The following is a 15600-nucleotide window of genomic DNA, read 5'->3' as shown; positions in this document are numbered from 1 at the left end:
GCACGTAACCCCTCAGGCACTTCATCGAGCCCACCCGGACGGAGACAGGCGATGCCCTCAGACAGCGCAGGACCGAGACGGCTGATACGGAGACGACCCATACGGACACGGGGGGTGCGGCGCGCAGCGGGGACTCTCCTCGTGGCGAGCGCACTGCTCGTCACCAGCGCGTGCAGTGGCACGGCGCACCCGGACAAGGGCGCCGGCGGCGGCACCGCGTACAAGCTCACGAAGCAGACGCCCGCCGCCGCGGGCGACATCGGCTCCTTCACCTGGTCGATCTACGCCGAGCCGTCCTCGCTCGACTACGTCTACGCGTACGACTACCCGCCGAACCAGATCCTCGCCAACGTCTGCGAGAGTCTGCTGCGCTGGAACCCGGACCTGACCACGTCGCCGAACCTGGCGTCCTCGTACGGCAATCCGACGCCCACCACCTGGGTCTACAAGATCCGCCCAGACGTGCACTTCCACGACGGGACGGTGCTCACCGCGCACGACGTCGTCGCCTCGCTGCGCCGCCACATGGACCCCGCCGTGGGCAGCGCCTGGGAGAACACGTTCCGCAACGTGAAGTCGATCGACGCGACCGGGCCGCTGGAAGTCACCGTCAAGCTGAAGAAGCCGGACGCGGTCTTCAACCAGGAGATGGCCACCAGTTCAGGAACCATCGAGGCGGCGAAGACCCTCGCCAAGGCGGGCAAGGACTACGGCAGCCCCAAGGGCGGCGTGAACTGCACGGGCCCGTTCGCGTTCGGGACCTGGGCGTCGGGGCAGTCGCTCACCCTGAAGAAGTTCGACGGGTACTGGAACAGCAAGCTCAAGGCCAAGGCGGGCCAGGTCAAGTTCGTGTTCCTGAGCGACCCGACGACCCGCGTCAACGCCTTCCAGAGCGGTGAGGTGGACGGTGGCTGGATGGTCCCCGCCGACGCCTACGACCAGCTCGGAAAGTCCACCGCGGGCAAGCTCTACTACGGCGTCAACAGCACCGTCGCCGAAGAGATCGTCAGCAACCTCAAGGGCCCTCTCGGCGACACCGAGGTGCGCAAGGCCCTGCTCATGGCCATCGACCGCAAGGGCATCGTCAAGGCCGGCGCGGGCGGGGTCGGAGAGGTCACCGACTCCCTGGTCACCGACAACATGTGGAACCAGTCACCCGCCGCGAGCCGCAGGGCCATCATCAAGGACGTACCGCACTACCCGTACGACCCGGCCAAGGCCAAGACCATCGCGGAGAAGGCCGGCGTGAAGGGGCAGCGGATCGTCATCGCGACCAGCCCGCTCGACTCGCAGACGACGATCATCGCGCAGGCCGTCGAGCAGGCCGCCAAGGCCATCGGACTCGACCCCGAGATCGAGACGCTCTCCCCGGAGAAGTACTCGACGCTCTTCACCGACGCCGCCGCCCGCAAGGGCATCGACCTCTTCCTGACGTTCTGGTACACCTCGATCACCGATCCGCTGGATGTGTACGGCTCCCTGGAAACCGGCATGTTCACCAACTACGGCGGCTGGTCGGACAGGGAGTTCGACAAGGCGGTCGAGGACGCCGCCGGCACCTATGACCCGGCAGCGCGCGCCCAGGCCAGCGCGAAGGCGCAGAAGATCGCCCTGCGTGAGCTCCCCTGGCTGCCCCTGTACACGCAGCCCACGAGCGTCTTCCTCGGCAACCGCATCACCGGCGTGCAGCCGTCCGTCGCCTACCTCTACTACCCGTGGGCGGCCGAGATCGGGGCCAAGAAGTGAGCCGTACGACCACACGGGCGCTCGGGGTCGCGCGCCGACTGGCCGGGATGGCGGCGACCTTGCTGGTCACCTCGTTCCTGGTGTTCTCCTCGCTGTACCTGGCGCCCGGCGACCCGGCGAGCTTCCTGGTGCGCGGCCGCAGCGCCGGCCCCGAGGAACTCGCCCAGATCCGCCACCGGTACGGCTTCGACGAGCCGTTCCTCGTCCGGTACTGGGACTGGCTGAGCGGCGTGCTGCACGGAGACTTCGGCCGCTCCTACGTCTTCCACCAGGACGTCAGCTCGGTCATCTGGTCGCGGCTGCCGGCCACGATGCTGCTGATCGCGGCCTCGGCCCTGCTGATCGCGGTGGTCGGCGTCGCGGCGGGCATGGTCGGCGCGCTGCGCCGCGGCTCGCGCACCGACTCCGTGCTGATGCTCCTGGTGACGGTCGGGGCCGCCGCCCCGGCGTTCGTCGCCGCGCTGCTGCTGCGCTCGCTGTTCGGTGTGAAGCTGGGCTGGTTCCCGACCATCGGCAACGGCACGGGCGTCCTCGACCGGCTGCACCACGTCGTGCTCCCGGCGATCGCCCTGTCGGTCACATTCATGGCGATGGTCACGCGGGTGACCCGCTCGTCGATGCTGGAGGAGCTGGGCCGTGAGCACGTCGAAGTCGCGGTGAGCCGCGGCACCCCGCGGTGGACGGTCATCCGCCGCCACGTGCTGCGCAACGCCCTCGGCCCGATCGTCACCGTCTCCGCACTCCTCATCTCCGGCATGCTGGTGAGCACCTCCATCGTGGAGACCGCGTTCGGCATGTCGGGCGTGGGATCGCTGCTGGTGACGTCGGTCAACCAGATGGACTTCCAGGTGGTGCAAGCGATCGTGCTGCTCGTGGTGGCCGCGTTCGTCGTGGTCAACTTCCTGGTCGACCTGGTGCATCCGATGATCGATCCGCGGGTGGCGGCAGCGGGGAGCGCACGATGAGCGCCCCGGCGGCAGGAGCGCTGCGCGGCCCGGTCGCCAAGTTGCGTGCCCTGGGCGGTGGTTGGCTCCAGAACCTGTGCCTGGGACTTCTCGTCCTCTTCGTCCTCGTCTCGGTGTTCGCGCCGTGGCTCGTGCCGCAGGACCCGACGTTCGGAGAACTGGGCGCGGGCCTCGTCGGCCCGAGCACCGACCACTGGCTGGGCACCGACCAGGGCGGCCACGACACGTTCTCCGCCCTGATCGAAGGCAGCCGGACGAGCCTGGTCGGACCGATGCTGGTGGTCCTGTTCTCGACGGTGACCGGGATCGCGGTGGGCCTGTTCTCGGCGTGGCGTGGCGGCTGGATCGACACAGTCATAGGAAGGCTGCTCGACGTCATCTTCGCCTTCCCGGCCCTCCTCGTCGCGATCCTCGCGGTGGCGGTCTTCGGCAAAGGCATGACGGCCCCGGTGATCGCCATGTCCGTGGCCTACATGCCGTACACCGCACGACTGGTACGCGGCCTCGCGCTCCAGGAGCAGGCCAGACCGTACATCGCGGCCTACCGTGTACAAGGACACTCCCCGCTGTACGTCGCGGTCCGCAGGCTGCTCCCCAACATCGGCCCGACCGTGCTCGCCCAGTCCACCGTCAACTTCGGCTACGCGCTGCTCGACCTCGCCGCGCTGTCCTTCCTCGGCCTCGGCGTCCAGCCGCCGACCCCCGACTGGGGAGCCATGATCAACCAGTCGCAGGCCGCCGTGCTGCAAGGCCGGCCGCTGTCCGCGGTCGTGCCCGCGGTCGCCGTGGTGGTCGTGGTCGTCGCCTTCAACGTCGTCGGGGAGAACTTCGGCGACCGGCTCGCGGGGAGGGAGTCCTGATGGCGCTCCTTGAATACGAGAAGCTGAGCATCAACCTGCCCGGCATGGCCCGTCCTGTCCTCGACGGCATCGACCTGACGGTGTCCGCAGGTGAAGTCGTCGCGCTGGTCGGCGAGTCCGGCTCCGGGAAGTCGGTCACGGCCCGCTCCGCGCTGGGCCTGTTCCCGGCGGGGGCGAGTGTAAAGGGTCAAGTCCGGGTCGACGGAAGGGCGTTGGTCGGGGCTGACGCCGCGGACCTGCGGGCTGTCCGCACCGGCACGGCCACGATGATCTTCCAGGACCCCCGGGCGGGCATCAACCCGGTGCGCCGAATCGGCGACTTCCTCACCGAGTCGCTGCGCGTCAGCCACGGCTGGGCCAAGGACCGCGCGCGCGCCCGTGCCGCCGAACTGCTCGGCGCGGTCGGCCTCCCCGACCCGGCCCGGCACCTGCGGCAGTACCCGCACGAACTCTCCGGCGGCATGCTGCAACGCGTCATGATCGCCTCGGCGCTCACCGCCGAACCCCGGTTGCTGCTGTGCGACGAACCCACTACCGCGCTCGACGTCTCCACCCAGGCCGAGATCATGGCCATCCTCGGGCGGCTGCAGCGCGAACGCGGCCTGGGCCTGCTCCTCATCACGCATGACATCGAACTCGCGGCCGCCGCCTGCGACCGGATCTACGTGATGTACGCGGGCCGGATCGTCGAGACGGCGCCCACCGCCGAGCTCTTCGCGACGCCCCAACACCCGTACACCGCAGGCCTGCTCGGCTCGTCGCCACCGCTTCAGGCGCCGGAGGGGCCACCGGCCCGGCTCACCCCGATTCCCGGCTCGCCGATGGGGCTGCTCGACTCAGCGCCCGGCTGCTCGTTCGCGGCCCGTTGCCGCTTCGCCCGGCCCGGTGTCTGCGACCAGTCACCGCCGCCGCTGGAGCGCAGCGGCGTGGCCCTGGTCGCCTGCCACCTCGCGGACGAGCTGGCCCCCTCGGCGACCAATTCAGATGGGATGGAGGACAGTTGATCACCGGAACTGATGCTCGCACGCTGCTTCAGGTCAGCGGTCTGCGCAAGACCTACCGAACGGGTAGGACGGAGGTCGTCGCCGTCGACGACCTGTCGTTCTCTCTGCGGGCCGGCGGCGCTCTCGGCATCGTGGGGGAGTCGGGCTCCGGCAAGACGACCACGGCCCGGATGCTGATCGGCCTCGAACGCCCCGATGCCGGACAGATCCTCGTCCAGGGCGAACCCCTGGCCGCCACCGTACGCGGCCGGGCGGCCCGCCTCGCCCGCGCCAAGGCGGTGCAGATCGTCTTCCAGGACCCCTACCTCTCGCTGGACGGGCGGATCAGCATCGGCGCGACCCTCGACGGAGTGCTGCGCCTGCACGGTCTCGCTGACCCCACGGCCCGGGCCGCCCGGGTGCGGGAACTCCTCGCCCAGGTTGGCCTCGGTGATCGCGAGGCGGCGGCGCTGCCTCGCAGGCTCTCTGGCGGGCAGCGTCAACGAGCCGCCATAGCCCGGGCGTTGGCGGTCGAACCTGTCGTTCTCGTACTCGACGAGGCGGTGTCGGCGCTCGACGTGTCCGTTCAGGCGCAGGTGCTCAACCTGCTGTCGGACATCCGCCGAGACACCGGCATCGGCCTGGTCTTCGTCAGTCACGACCTGGCCGTCGTGCGGTACGTGTGCGACGAGGCGGTCGTCCTGTACCGGGGCCGCACCATGGAACACCGCCCCGTCGCGGAGTTGCTCGCAGACCCCGGACACCCGTACACGCAGCTGCTGCTGGCGTCCGTCCCCCGGCCGGACTGGGACCCCGACTCCATCAGCCGACGGCGCAGGGAGCTCGATCCGCTGTCGGCGGGAGGCGGCGGTTGACGGCCCCGCCGGGCTCGGCCATCGGACGAGATTCCTCTGTCGGGCCAGTCCGGCTTCTCGGATCACCTCCGTGATGCACAGGCAGCAGTGGTTGACGGGATGGGCCTAGGGCCTGTCCGATGGGTCGGGTAACCGCCTGTTGGACGGTCGTTCTGTCCGGTGTGGGGCGGGGTGATCTTTCTGATGACGAGTGGGCTCGAATCGAACCGCGTCTGCCCAAGAACCTTGGGCGGGGCGGATGTTGGCAGTTGCTCCGTGAGTTCAAATCGTTCTACAACCGGCATCGGCCTCACCGCACCCTGCACAGCGCGGCGCCTTTGCGGCGAGTTCCCGAACTGATCACCGAACCGGGCCCACTCGACCGGCTGGACGTCCATCGGCGTGACCGACTCGGCGGCATCCTTCACGAGTACACGCACGCGGCCTGATCTGCCCGGACGTAATGATCGGCACTCACAAGGTCTCCACGGACGCTTCGTCAGACCTCCCCGGTCGGCAGGGCCTGCTCGACCCAGATGGTCTTGCCGGTGGGCGTGTAGCGCGTTCCCCACTGCTGGGCCAACTGAGCGATGATGAAGAGACCGCGGCCGCCCTCCTCGTCGAGGGCGGCGTGCCGCAGATGGGGCGAGGTGTGTCCGGTGTCGGAGACCTCGCAGATGAGGGTTTGCTCGCGGATGAGCCGCACCTTGACCGGCCCGCCGGCATGGCGGATGGCGTTGGTGACGAGTTCGCTGACGACGAGTTCGGTGGTGAACGCCAGGTCGTCCAGTCCCCATGAGCCGAGTTGCCCCGTGGCCGCGGTGCGGGCGTCGCCGACCTGCGCCGGGTCCGCGGCCCACTCCCACACGGCTACCTGGTGCTCGCCGAGCATCCGGGTGCGTACGAGCAGCAGGGCCGCGTCGTCGTTTGCCGGCCCCGGCAGCAGCGTCGCGACGGCGCGGTCGCAGAGCTCTTCCAGGGGGCGCCGCCGGTACTGGGCGAGGGTTTCGGCGAGCAGACGGAGCCCGGCGTCGAGGTCTCCGGTGGCCTGGACGAGGCCGTCGGTGAAGAGGGCGATGAGGCTGTCCGGGGCCAGCTGGAGATCCATGCTCTGGTACGGCAGACCGCCCACTCCCAGGGGCGGGCCCGGTGGGAGCTCCGGGTAGTCGGCGACGCCGCTGTCCGGCTCGAGGACCGCGGCCAGCGAGTGGCCGGCGCGCGCCATGCTGCACTGTCCGGACACCGGGTCGTACACCGCGTACAGGCAGGCCACCCCCAGGGCTTCGTCCCCTTGGGGCCTCGCGCCGCCCGGGCCGTGAGCGGCCGCGCGCTCTTTGGCGGTCTGTCCGACCAGGTCGTCCAGGCGTGCGAGGAGCTCGTCCGGAGCGAGGTCCAGCCGGGCGAGGACGCGTACGCCGGTGCGCAGGCGTCCCATGGTGGCGGCGGCGAGCAGTCCGTGGCCGATCACCTCCCCGACCACCAGGCCGACGCGCGTGCCCGACAGCGGGATGACGTCGAACCAGTCGCCGCCCACCCCGGACCGGCTGTCCGCTGGTACGTAACGGCTCGCCGGCTCGACGGCGGTCTGCGGCGCCAGCCTGTGGGGCAGCAGGCTTCGCTGGAGTCTGAGGGCCGCGGTGTGCTCGCGTGTGACGACCAGCATCAGCACGACGCCGAGCATCAGGGCTCCCAGGCCCACGACGGTCACCCCGCCCGTCCGTCCGACGAGCGGCAGGTCGATGGAGGTCGCGCCATAGTGGGGGTCCGCGTAGACGTCGAACGCGGCGTAGCAGAAGAGGAAGAGCATCAGCAGCCCGCCCAGCCCCGGCAGCAGGCCCTTGAACAGGAAGTCCCCGGAGCTGCGGGTGAGCACCTTGCGGTAGTACCAGACGCAGGCGAAGCCGGTGAGGCCGTAGTAGAACGCGATCGCGAGGCCGACTGACTCGATGGAGTCGGCCAGGACGTCGCGACTGATCGCCGCGAGCAGGACGAATAGCGCAATGGAGGCCAGGCCCATGCCGACGGTCGACCAGGTCGGGGTGAGGAATCTGCGGTGCACGCGGGCGAATCGTGAGGGGAGGGCCTTGTGCGCGGCCATGGAGAAGACGGTCCGGGCCATGGGCAGGATGGTGGTCTGGGCGGATGCGGCCGCGGAGGTCAGCACCATGAGGATCAGCAGCTTGGAGAGGAAGAGCCCCGGGCCGTGGCTGCCGAAGACGGCGCTGCCCAGTCCGGAGAGCACATCGCCCGCGTTGTCCCTGTTGCCCAGCCCGATTCCCGCGCTGTCGACTCCGGCGAATGCCTGCGCCGAGGTGGCGACGAGGGCGTAGGTGATCAGCAGCAGCACGGTGGAGATGACCGCGGCTCGCCCGGGGATGCGCGTGCTGTCGGCGGTCTCCTCGTTGACCGTGACGGCGGTGTCCCAGCCCCAATAGATGAAGACGGCGGCGAGGAGGCCCGCGGTCAGTGCTTCGGTCGAGGGCACGTGGAGTGGGTTGAACCAGGAGGGTGAGACGTGGATCGCCGTCCTGGGGTTGCCCGTGTAGACCTTCACCAGAGCGGTGACGGCGAACAGGACCAGTACGGCCATCTCGATGAACAGCAGCCAGCGCTGGACGGCGGCCGAGACCTCGATGCCGACGAAGCAGATCGCGGTCATCACGATGATCCAGACGATGCCCGCGACGGTGGTCCACAGCCTGTTGTTCGCGAGTGAGTGGTATCCCAGGAGCCGGAAGCCGTAGATGCCGGCGATCTCGGCGAGGTTCGTCATGACGAGGATGTCGGCGACGATGATGCCCCAGCCGCCCATCCAGCCGGTGCGCGGGCCGAAGGCGCGGGTCGCCCAGGTGAAGGTGGTCCCGCAGTCGGCGTTGCTCGCGTTGAGTTCCTTGTAGGCGTACGCGATCAGCAGCATGGGGATGAAGGCCAGCACCGTGATTACCGGGGCCTGAAGGCCGACGGCGGCCACGATGAGGCCGAGCGTGGCCGCGAGGCTGTAGGCCGGGGCGGTGGAGGCCACGCCGATGGCTACGGAGGAGACCATCCCCAGGGCACCGGCCTTGAGCCCTTTCCTTCCCGCGCCCGAATCGAGTGCGAGCGGCGCGTCGGACGTGGCACGGCTACCGCGGATCCTCACACCGATGCAACTCCTCATCGCAAGCCTCGTGACCGCATTGTCTCCGTATGCGACCGGGGCCTGCCAGGGGAAATCGGCCGGATGATTCTCCGTCGGCTTCCTTGGTGCGCGGCTTTCCGTGGCGCTGTAAGTGCCAAGAACCACGTCCGGGCTGGTGATGCCGCATGTTGGTACTGGTGCAGGATGCCGCCGAGGCGATCGCGTCGATGGACCTCGAGGTGGGTGAGCCGGTCGGGTTCGCTGATCGGTTCGGGCAGGGGACAGAGTGGCGCGGTGCTTGCGAGAGTCCGGTGGGGGTGACGCTGGTTGTAGAACTGCTCGTACTCGCGCTGGGCGTGGAGTAGATGGGCCTTGTTCCATATTTGGGTGCGGTCGAGGACCTCGGTCCGGCAGGTTCGCACCCATCGCTCCATGATCGCGTTCATGCGCGGCGTCCGGACGCCGGTCTGTACGACCTCGATATCTCCGCCTGCAGGATGGCGTCGAAGGTGGCCGGGTAGTGAAGGTCCCGGTCCCGGATCAAGAACTTCGCCTTGGCGCCCGTGTCTTGAAGGTCCATGACCGTGTTGCGGGCGAGTTGGGTGACCCAGGCCGCGGTCGGGTGCGCGGTCGCGCCGCGGATTCGCACGCGCCGGGTGGCGTGCTCGATCAGGCGAGGACGTGCAGGGTCGTCCCGGTCAGGGTCTTGGCCTCGAAGAAGTCGGCGGCGAGGATGGTCTGTGCTTGAGAACGGAGGAATGCCGCCCAGGTGGTGCGGTTGCGCTCGGGCGTGGGGTCGATGCCGTGTTCCTTGAGGATGTTCCACACGGTGGAGGCGGCGACCTTGATGCCGAGAGTGGCGAGTTCGCCGTGGATGCGCCGTTACCCCCCCCAGATCGAGTCCTCCCGTGCGAGCCGGAGTACCAAGTCGCGGATGGAACGTACGGTGCGCGGTCGACCGGGATGCTTGGGGCGTGAGGCCTTGGTGTGGCGGCGGCGGAGCAGGTCGCGGTGCCAATGCGGCAGCGTGTCGGGGGAGACGATCAGCTGGAGTCGATGAAGTTGTACTCGGGGGGTGCAGAAGCGCGGCGAGCGGTGCGCGGTCGGGCCAGGTGAGCTTCGGCTTGTCGATCTGCCGCTGCAGCACGGCCAGTTGATGGCGCAGTGCCAAGATTTCGGCGTCCTTGTCGCGGTCGCCCATCGGCGGGAGCCGTATCAGGTCGACGTGGCGGTACTTCGATCCGGCCGTGGTCGCGGGCCGGTTGGTGGAGAGCCTCCAGTCCTTCGAGGAAGGCAGCAGGGAATCCGATGTCCGGCAAGCGCCGATGCCGCCGTTGGACAACCCTGAGCTGGCGGTCATCCTTGCAGGCGTTGTGCCCCTCGAAAATACGATTCAGGCTGTGACCTGTTCTGATGTCGTTCGGTCAGGCGGCGTGGTGGTATTCGTGGATCAGGCCCTTGAGAGGGCGTTAAGTCCGTTTCTGGTAGCGGCCTTGCCGGCCTACGCCTGGCAGGCATCTTCATGTGGTGGGCATGACACGCCCCCACTCCCTACGTCGATCGCATGTGTCCCGTCGTAGGGAGTTCGTGGTCGACCCCCAGATATCGTGCACGGAGACGGGTGAAGGCGGTGGGCGTCGGCCGACGCGGGAGAAATTCCTTGATCAGCTCGGCGCATTCGCGTGGGCTCGCCGTGCCGGTATCGCATTCGACGTCGTAGTCGCCATGCCGATGGACCAGGTCATACTGCAGAGCCGCAAGACCTGAAGGGCGATCGCCACGCACCTCTTCGCGGCGGGTCAGTTCGTCCAGTGAGCAGCGGACGCCGACGAACAGCACATCCGCCGGGCGCAGCAGGGTCAGGCAGTCGATCAGCCGCCACGGCTCGCTGAGCACATGGTCGACGACGACATCGTTGCCCACCTCGACCATGGCCGCGATCGAGCGATGGAAGCCCATCCTTGTCCGGCGCAGAGCGGTGTCGAGGTCCTCCTGTGTGAGGTCCCGCATTGTGCGCATCGCATTGAAGCCATCGACCGCCAAATGGAAGAAGACACCGTCGTCCAGGATGTCGAGCAACTCCCGGGCGATGCTCGACTTCCCTGAACTCGACGTGCCGTTGAGGAAGACGATCCGACCAGCTGCCATGCGGACATGATCACATGGCGCCGCCTCGCAGGGCGCTCGGAGCAGGTCCGAGCTGCCCACCACCACCAAGATCCGCAAGAAGGCGTTAAATCCCTTCTCCCTCGGTTAGTGATCACCCGTTCGAGGTGCTGATCGTCGTACGGACCGATCGCTCGACATGTCCATGTTGAGATGCGAGGCATGGAACGAGAGCCGTATCCCAGCGACTTATCGGATGAGCGGTGGGTGTTGATCGAGCCGATGATCACGGCGTGGAAGCAGGCGCGGGTGGAGCGGTCGGCGGCCAAGGACCCCGGGACCTGTGATCTCCGGGAGGTTGTGAACGCGATCTTCTACCAGAACCGGACGGGCTGTCAGTGGCGCTACCTGCCCCATGATCTCCCGGCCTGGTGGGCGGTGTTCTACTACTTCGGGTTGTGGCGCGAGGACGGGCTTGGCCAGCGGATCCAGGAACTCCTGCGCTGCCAAGTCAGGGAGAAGGCCCGCCGATTGGAGGACCCGTCCCTTGTGATCACCGACACCCAGTCCGTGCGCGCGGCCGCGGATGTTCCGAAGGCAACGACGGGACTGGATGCGAACAAGAAGGTGTCGGGGCGCAAGCGGGGATTGGCCGTAGATGTGTTGGGCCTGATCACCGGAGTCGTCGTCCTGGCCGCCTCGGCCTATGACAACGCAGCTGGCACGGCTCTGCTCGACCTGGCGGCTGAGCGGTGCGGGATGCGCCTGGAGAAGGCACTGGTGGACCAGGGCTTCAAGGACGAAGTCATCATCCACGGCGCCCTGTTGGACATCAACGTCGAGGTCGTCCGCCGCAACACGGACGATCAGGGCAAGGGCTTTGTCCCGCAGCCGAAGCGGTGGGAGTCAACGGCACGTTGATGCTGGATCGGCGTCTGGCCAGCGAGTACGACCACCGGCCCGACACCTCCGCCTCGCGCGTCTATTGGGCCTCCGCCGCAAACATGGCCCGCCGCCTCACCACGCCCACCCCCACCTGGCGCGACCTCCGGCCGGCAGCGTGAACATCACCGAGTTCCTGACCGATCTCCGGGCCCGCCACGACGAGGCCACGGCCCGGGCCGGTGAACTTCGCGGTCAAATCGAGGACTTGACCGCCGCCCTCACCGAGAACGAAGCGCGCCTTGCGGACCTGGCCACCATCGAAAGCCAGCACCCCAACCAGGCATTCAGGGTCCGTGACCTGCACGAACTCCTCGGCATGCCCACCGACGAGCCGTGCATGAACGTCACCCGCAGCCGCTTCGGACGCCTCACCCGACAAGGCTTCCTCAATCAACCCGGACGAGCCCGCTACCAGAAACGGACTTAACGCCCTCATATGTCGCACCTCTGAACACGCACATGAAACTGCCGCCGGGACGGCAGAGAACTGAGCAGCCGAATGATCTCGCCTGCCCAGAGGCTCGCCACACTCTTGGAGGACGTTCTCGCAGGCCCGCTGCCCGTACGGCTGCGCGCCTGGGATGGCACCACCGTCGACCGTCTGAGTGGGCGGTGCTGTCCAGTTCGGACTCGGTTGACGTCGAGGCGTTCAGTCAAGAACGGCGAGGTGGTCGGCGGCGCCTCCGTGCCATTCGATCATGAAAAGGGTGGCGTCGTCGCTGGTGCGCCCGCCTCGTTCCCTCTTCAGCGTGTGGGAGAGGCGGAGCAGGTCTGCCCGCATGCCCTTCGACGGTTCTTCGCCCAGGCGGTTGACGCAACGGATGAGGCGTTGCTCTCCGAACAGTTCCCTGCTGGCTACGTGTTCTTCGATGATGCCGTCGGTGTAGCACAGGACCCGGTCGCCTGGCTGGAGCGTGTGCTCTCTGATCCGGGGCTCCTCACCGCCGAAGCCGATGGGCAGCGTCGTGGCGCTCTCCAGCTGCCGCACGACCCTGCCGTCGCGGATCAGCAGGGGCGCGGGGTGTCCCGCGTTGACCAGTTCCATCTCACCGGTGGCGATGTTCACGTGCATCAGCTGCGCCGTGACGAAGTGGTCCGGGCCGAACTGCTGAGTAATGGCGTCGTCCATGAACGCGTACTTCTCGGCCAGGCTGATGAACACGCGCCGGGCATGCCGGTAGGCGCCGATGGCGATGGTCGCCATCGCGGCTGCGTCCAGGCCGTGGCCCATCGCGTCGATCACGGCCGCATGCAGGATGTTGTCGTTGAGGGCGTAGTCGAAGCTGTCACCGGCGACGCGGTAGGCGGGCTCCAGGATGCCGGCGACGGCGACCTGCGGCACGGACATCGTCAGCGGCGGCAGCAGGCCCCACTGGATCTCCGCGGACAGGCTTATCGGCTCTCTGCGCCGGGCCAGGAAGAACTGGTCGGTGTAGGCGTTCTTGGTGACCAGTATGTCGGCCGCCAGGCCGGCGAGCCGGCGCAGCAGGCGCCGGTCGTCGTCGCCGACCGTGTCCAGGGTCAGGGCCATCACACCTACCTGGTCGCTGCCGTCCAGCAGCGGCAGGTACATCCGGACGCCGTGGACTTGCGGCACTTCGACGACGTCCGCGCTCAGGAAGGCCTGGCCGGCGGGGGAGTCTGCCATCGGCTCGGGCTGGCCTACGTGCAGCTTCCTGCCCGGAAGAGGCACCAGCAGCTCCTGCGCATAGTCCTGGAGCAGGATGGAGACGTCACGGCCGCCGATCCCGGCCACTTCCTCCGCGATGAGTGGGGCGATCAGCTGCGGGGGCAACAGCCGCGCCCGGTCCAGCAGCAGGCCGAGCAGCCGCTCGCCGAAACCCTCCGACCGGTCCACGCTCTCCTCGTCCATGATCCGGTTCGCCCCTTCACTCCTGCCCGTGCATGCTGGTCACGTCTCCGCACAAAATGACCTGGCAAGCCGCCGGAGCAGCTCATTACGCCAATGCGCGGCATGTCGGGCCCACGCTGAGCTGAGGACCGCCGCCGGGGAGAGGAGGCGCCCTCCGGTGGCAGCCTCGAACGATCCCGCGCCGGAGTCCGGACCGCCGAAAGGGAGCCCGGTGGGAAACAGTCCGGAGCGGTTTCACCGTCTCTGGCGCCCGCCGGGGTCCCGTGCGTGAATCTGGCTTTCTCGGTGCCGAGTTGTGGTTCGAGGAGGGCGATCTGGTGGCGCAGGATCAGGATCTCCGCGTCCTTGTCCCGATCGGACATCGGCAGCAGACGCAGCGCGGCGAAGGCGTTCCTGACGGTCAGATAGGCGAGACGCAGCAGCACGCGTGATCATCATGCCGCAGGCTGGGGGCGTCCGAGGGCGGGGCGACGTGATTGCAGGCGACCAGGGCCACGATGTGGTGATGGGGTCCGGTCAGGCGGCGCGGAGGTACTCGTTGATCAGGCCGCCCAGGACGGGTCGTCGCCGGACCGGTGCTCCTGGAGGTCGGTGACGGTGGCCCCGTTGGGCGGTTCGTCGCTGGCCGGGGGTAGCTGCGCCCGGGATTGGTGGGGTCGGTGCCCGTTGTAGTGCTGGATGTAGTCGGTGAGTGCTGCTTGGGCGTGGGTTTCGTTGTAGATCAGCATGTGGTCGAGGGCCTCGCGGCGCTGGGTACTTACGACTCTCTCGCAAGATGGCGTTCGCTCTGGGCGCCAAGGGTGGGCTGAGCAGGATCTCCACGTTGTCGGCCTCGAGGACGGCGTCAAAGGAACGGGTGTACTTGCTGTCCCGGTCCCGGAGGAGGAAGCGCAGCGAGTCCATCCGGCGCCCCTGCGGCATGGCAAGGTTCCTGGCCTCCTGGACGGTTCACGCGGTGGTGGGGTGGGCGGTGACGCCGGCGAGGTGGACGCGGCGGGTGCGGTGTTCGATGAAGGTCAGGGTGTACAGGCGCTTGAGCGAGATGGTGTCCAGGTGCAGGAAGTCGCCGGCGATGATGCCGTGGGCCTGGGCGGTCAGAAACTGCCGCCAGGTGGGGCCGGAGCGTTGCGTGGCGGGGTCGATGCCGGCTGCGTGGAGGATTTCCCAGACTGTGGACGGGGCGATCGGGTAGCCGAGGCGGGCGAGTTCGCCCTGTATCCGGCGGTGGCCCCAGCTGCTGTTCTCCTGGGCCAGGCGCAGGATGAGCTGCTTGACGGCGGGTGCGGTGGAGGGTCTGCCGGGGCGGCGGTGAGGCGTGAACGTCCGTCTCTTGGCGATGAGTTGGCGGTGCCAGGTCAGGAGTGTGGTGGGGGTGACCGTGAAGGTTTGGCGCCGGCGCTCGCGCGGGACGAACCGCGAGAGCGTGGCGAGCCAGATCCGGTCTGCGGGCTCGTAGCGGACGCGGGCGATCTGACGGCGCAGCACCGCGTTCTCGTGCCGTAACGCGAGGACCTCTGCGTCCTTGGCCACGCGGCTGCGGAGTACGGCAGAGGGCACCTTGATCAGATTCCGGACCAGCGTGGTGACGATCGACAGCGACATCGAAGCATGATCCCAGGCGCCATTGAGGCTGTTGCCCCGCTTGGAGAAGCTGCAGGCCAGAGCCGGAATCGTATTTCCGAGCGGGACAGGACCGCCAAGGATTCGCGATACCCGTCTGCGACGTCCCTACCGGTACCAGTCGTCTCCGTCGCTCCCGAGTGCGCTGCGCAGGTATTGCTCCAACGACGATGCGACCCAGATACGACTGTCGGTTTCGTGGTCCCAGACGAAGACGTCGTCACGGTCCGGGGTACGCACGAACGCGAACTGGTCGCCGCCGCCGTTGTCTCCGAAGAACATCAAAGCGTCGAACGGCATGTAGAGACTGCGGAACTGTTCATTGCTGCGAACAGAGCGGTTCTCTTCGAGGATCTTATTGGCCGTCCAGGCCACCTCGGTTCCGCAGTCCGTCTCGATCCCATCGGTCTCCAGCAGCAATTGGTGCAGAGCTTCGGGAAGCGGCTGGCCGAGCTGTTCCTCGACAGCTGCCAGAGCGTCGGGAGCGACTGGGTCTTGCAGCTCAACATCCGGGAATTCAGAGGCCAGTT

General features: G+C 68.0%; 12 protein-coding genes and 3 pseudogenes. 8 read left to right on the top strand and 7 right to left on the bottom strand.

What is annotated here, in order from left to right; translation table 11 throughout:
- Window positions 1-141 precede the first annotated feature (141 nt).
- The 6 genes and pseudogenes from OG698_RS10660 to OG698_RS10635 all read left to right on the top strand — a co-directional run.
- The gene (locus OG698_RS10660) at window positions 142-1746 is read left to right on the top strand and encodes an ABC transporter substrate-binding protein (RefSeq protein WP_406102851.1); all 1605 of its coding nucleotides are present in this window, start codon (window positions 142-144) and stop codon (window positions 1744-1746) included.
- On the top strand, window positions 1743-2711 hold the full coding sequence (locus tag OG698_RS10655; protein WP_406102849.1) for an ABC transporter permease: 969 nt from the start codon (window positions 1743-1745) through the stop codon (window positions 2709-2711). The genes OG698_RS10660 and OG698_RS10655 overlap by 4 nt, the downstream gene beginning before the upstream one ends.
- Window positions 2708-3571: an ABC transporter permease gene (locus OG698_RS10650; protein WP_406102848.1), complete on the top strand. Its 864-nt coding sequence runs from the start codon at window positions 2708-2710 to the stop codon at window positions 3569-3571. The genes OG698_RS10655 and OG698_RS10650 overlap by 4 nt, the downstream gene beginning before the upstream one ends.
- Window positions 3571-4575, top strand: a complete 1005-nt coding sequence (locus OG698_RS10645; protein WP_406102847.1) for an ABC transporter ATP-binding protein — start codon at window positions 3571-3573, stop codon at window positions 4573-4575. Before OG698_RS10650 ends, OG698_RS10645 begins: the two co-directional genes overlap by 1 nt.
- Window positions 4572-5429 (top strand): ABC transporter ATP-binding protein, encoded by an 858-nt coding sequence (locus OG698_RS10640; protein WP_406102846.1) that lies wholly within the window; start codon window positions 4572-4574, stop codon window positions 5427-5429. Before OG698_RS10645 ends, OG698_RS10640 begins: the two co-directional genes overlap by 4 nt.
- Before the next feature lie 161 nt (window positions 5430-5590).
- A pseudogene (locus tag OG698_RS10635) lies at window positions 5591-5686 on the top strand (IS5/IS1182 family transposase); the annotation flags it as partial.
- A gap of 221 nt (window positions 5687-5907) precedes the next feature.
- On the opposite strand, the gene OG698_RS10630 reads toward OG698_RS10635, so the two are convergent.
- From OG698_RS10630 to OG698_RS10620, 3 genes and pseudogenes are all read right to left on the bottom strand, one after another.
- Window positions 5908-8547 (bottom strand): SpoIIE family protein phosphatase, encoded by a 2640-nt coding sequence (locus tag OG698_RS10630; RefSeq protein WP_406102844.1) that lies wholly within the window; start codon window positions 8545-8547, stop codon window positions 5908-5910.
- A 158-nt stretch (window positions 8548-8705) separates the two neighbouring features.
- Window positions 8706-9727 (bottom strand): annotated as a pseudogene (locus OG698_RS10625) (integrase core domain-containing protein); the annotation flags it as partial.
- Between the two features lie 350 nt (window positions 9728-10077).
- Entirely contained in the window at window positions 10078-10674 is a 597-nt protein-coding gene (locus OG698_RS10620) for a chloramphenicol phosphotransferase CPT family protein (protein WP_406102842.1), read from the bottom strand.
- Between the two features lie 180 nt (window positions 10675-10854).
- On the opposite strand from OG698_RS10620, the pseudogene OG698_RS10615 reads away from it, so the two are divergent.
- Together OG698_RS10615 and OG698_RS10610 are read left to right on the top strand one after the other, a co-directional pair.
- Window positions 10855-11696: pseudogene (locus OG698_RS10615) on the top strand (IS5 family transposase).
- On the top strand, window positions 11693-12004 hold the full coding sequence (locus OG698_RS10610) for a hypothetical protein (protein WP_406102841.1): 312 nt from the start codon (window positions 11693-11695) through the stop codon (window positions 12002-12004). The pseudogene OG698_RS10615 and the gene OG698_RS10610 overlap by 4 nt, the downstream one beginning before the upstream one ends.
- Window positions 12005-12226: 222 nt before the next feature.
- Here the strand turns inward: OG698_RS10610 and OG698_RS10605 are convergent, their stop codons facing one another.
- The 4 genes from OG698_RS10605 to OG698_RS10590 all read right to left on the bottom strand — a co-directional run bounded on the left by OG698_RS10605 (window position 12227) and on the right by OG698_RS10590 (window position 15571).
- A complete protein-coding gene (locus tag OG698_RS10605) occupies window positions 12227-13450 on the bottom strand; it encodes a PP2C family protein-serine/threonine phosphatase (protein ID WP_406102840.1) in 1224 nt (407 codons plus the stop codon).
- A gap of 542 nt (window positions 13451-13992) precedes the next feature.
- Window positions 13993-14298, bottom strand: a complete 306-nt coding sequence (locus tag OG698_RS10600; protein WP_406102839.1) for an integrase core domain-containing protein — start codon at window positions 14296-14298, stop codon at window positions 13993-13995.
- Window positions 14299-14398: 100 nt separating this feature from the next.
- Window positions 14399-15052 carry a helix-turn-helix domain-containing protein gene (locus OG698_RS10595; protein ID WP_406102838.1) on the bottom strand — a complete coding sequence of 218 codons (654 nt, stop codon included), beginning with the start codon at window positions 15050-15052 and terminating at the stop codon, window positions 14399-14401.
- Between the two features lie 126 nt (window positions 15053-15178).
- Window positions 15179-15571 (bottom strand): SMI1/KNR4 family protein, encoded by a 393-nt coding sequence (locus tag OG698_RS10590; RefSeq protein WP_406110953.1) that lies wholly within the window; start codon window positions 15569-15571, stop codon window positions 15179-15181.
- Window positions 15572-15600: the final 29 nt, after the last annotated feature.

It is taken from the genome of Streptomyces sp. NBC_01003 (genome assembly GCF_045162695.1).
In the GTDB taxonomy this organism is placed as follows: Bacteria; Actinomycetota; Actinomycetes; order Streptomycetales; family Streptomycetaceae; genus Streptomyces.
The sequence above is the reverse complement of the archived record's forward strand: the minus strand, read 5'-3'. Positions and strand labels throughout refer to the sequence as shown.

Coding starts and splice junctions, on each gene's coding strand:
- OG698_RS10645 (WP_406102847.1), top strand. CDS start 3,571: ATGGCGCTCCTTGAATACGAGAAGCTGAGCATCAACCTGCCCGGCATG.
- OG698_RS10605 (WP_406102840.1), bottom strand. CDS start 13,450: ATGGACGAGGAGAGCGTGGACCGGTCGGAGGGTTTCGGCGAGCGGCTG.
- OG698_RS10595 (WP_406102838.1), bottom strand. CDS start 15,052: ATGTCGCTGTCGATCGTCACCACGCTGGTCCGGAATCTGATCAAGGTG.
- OG698_RS10650 (WP_406102848.1), top strand. CDS start 2,708: ATGAGCGCCCCGGCGGCAGGAGCGCTGCGCGGCCCGGTCGCCAAGTTG.
- OG698_RS10620 (WP_406102842.1), bottom strand. CDS start 10,674: ATGGCAGCTGGTCGGATCGTCTTCCTCAACGGCACGTCGAGTTCAGGG.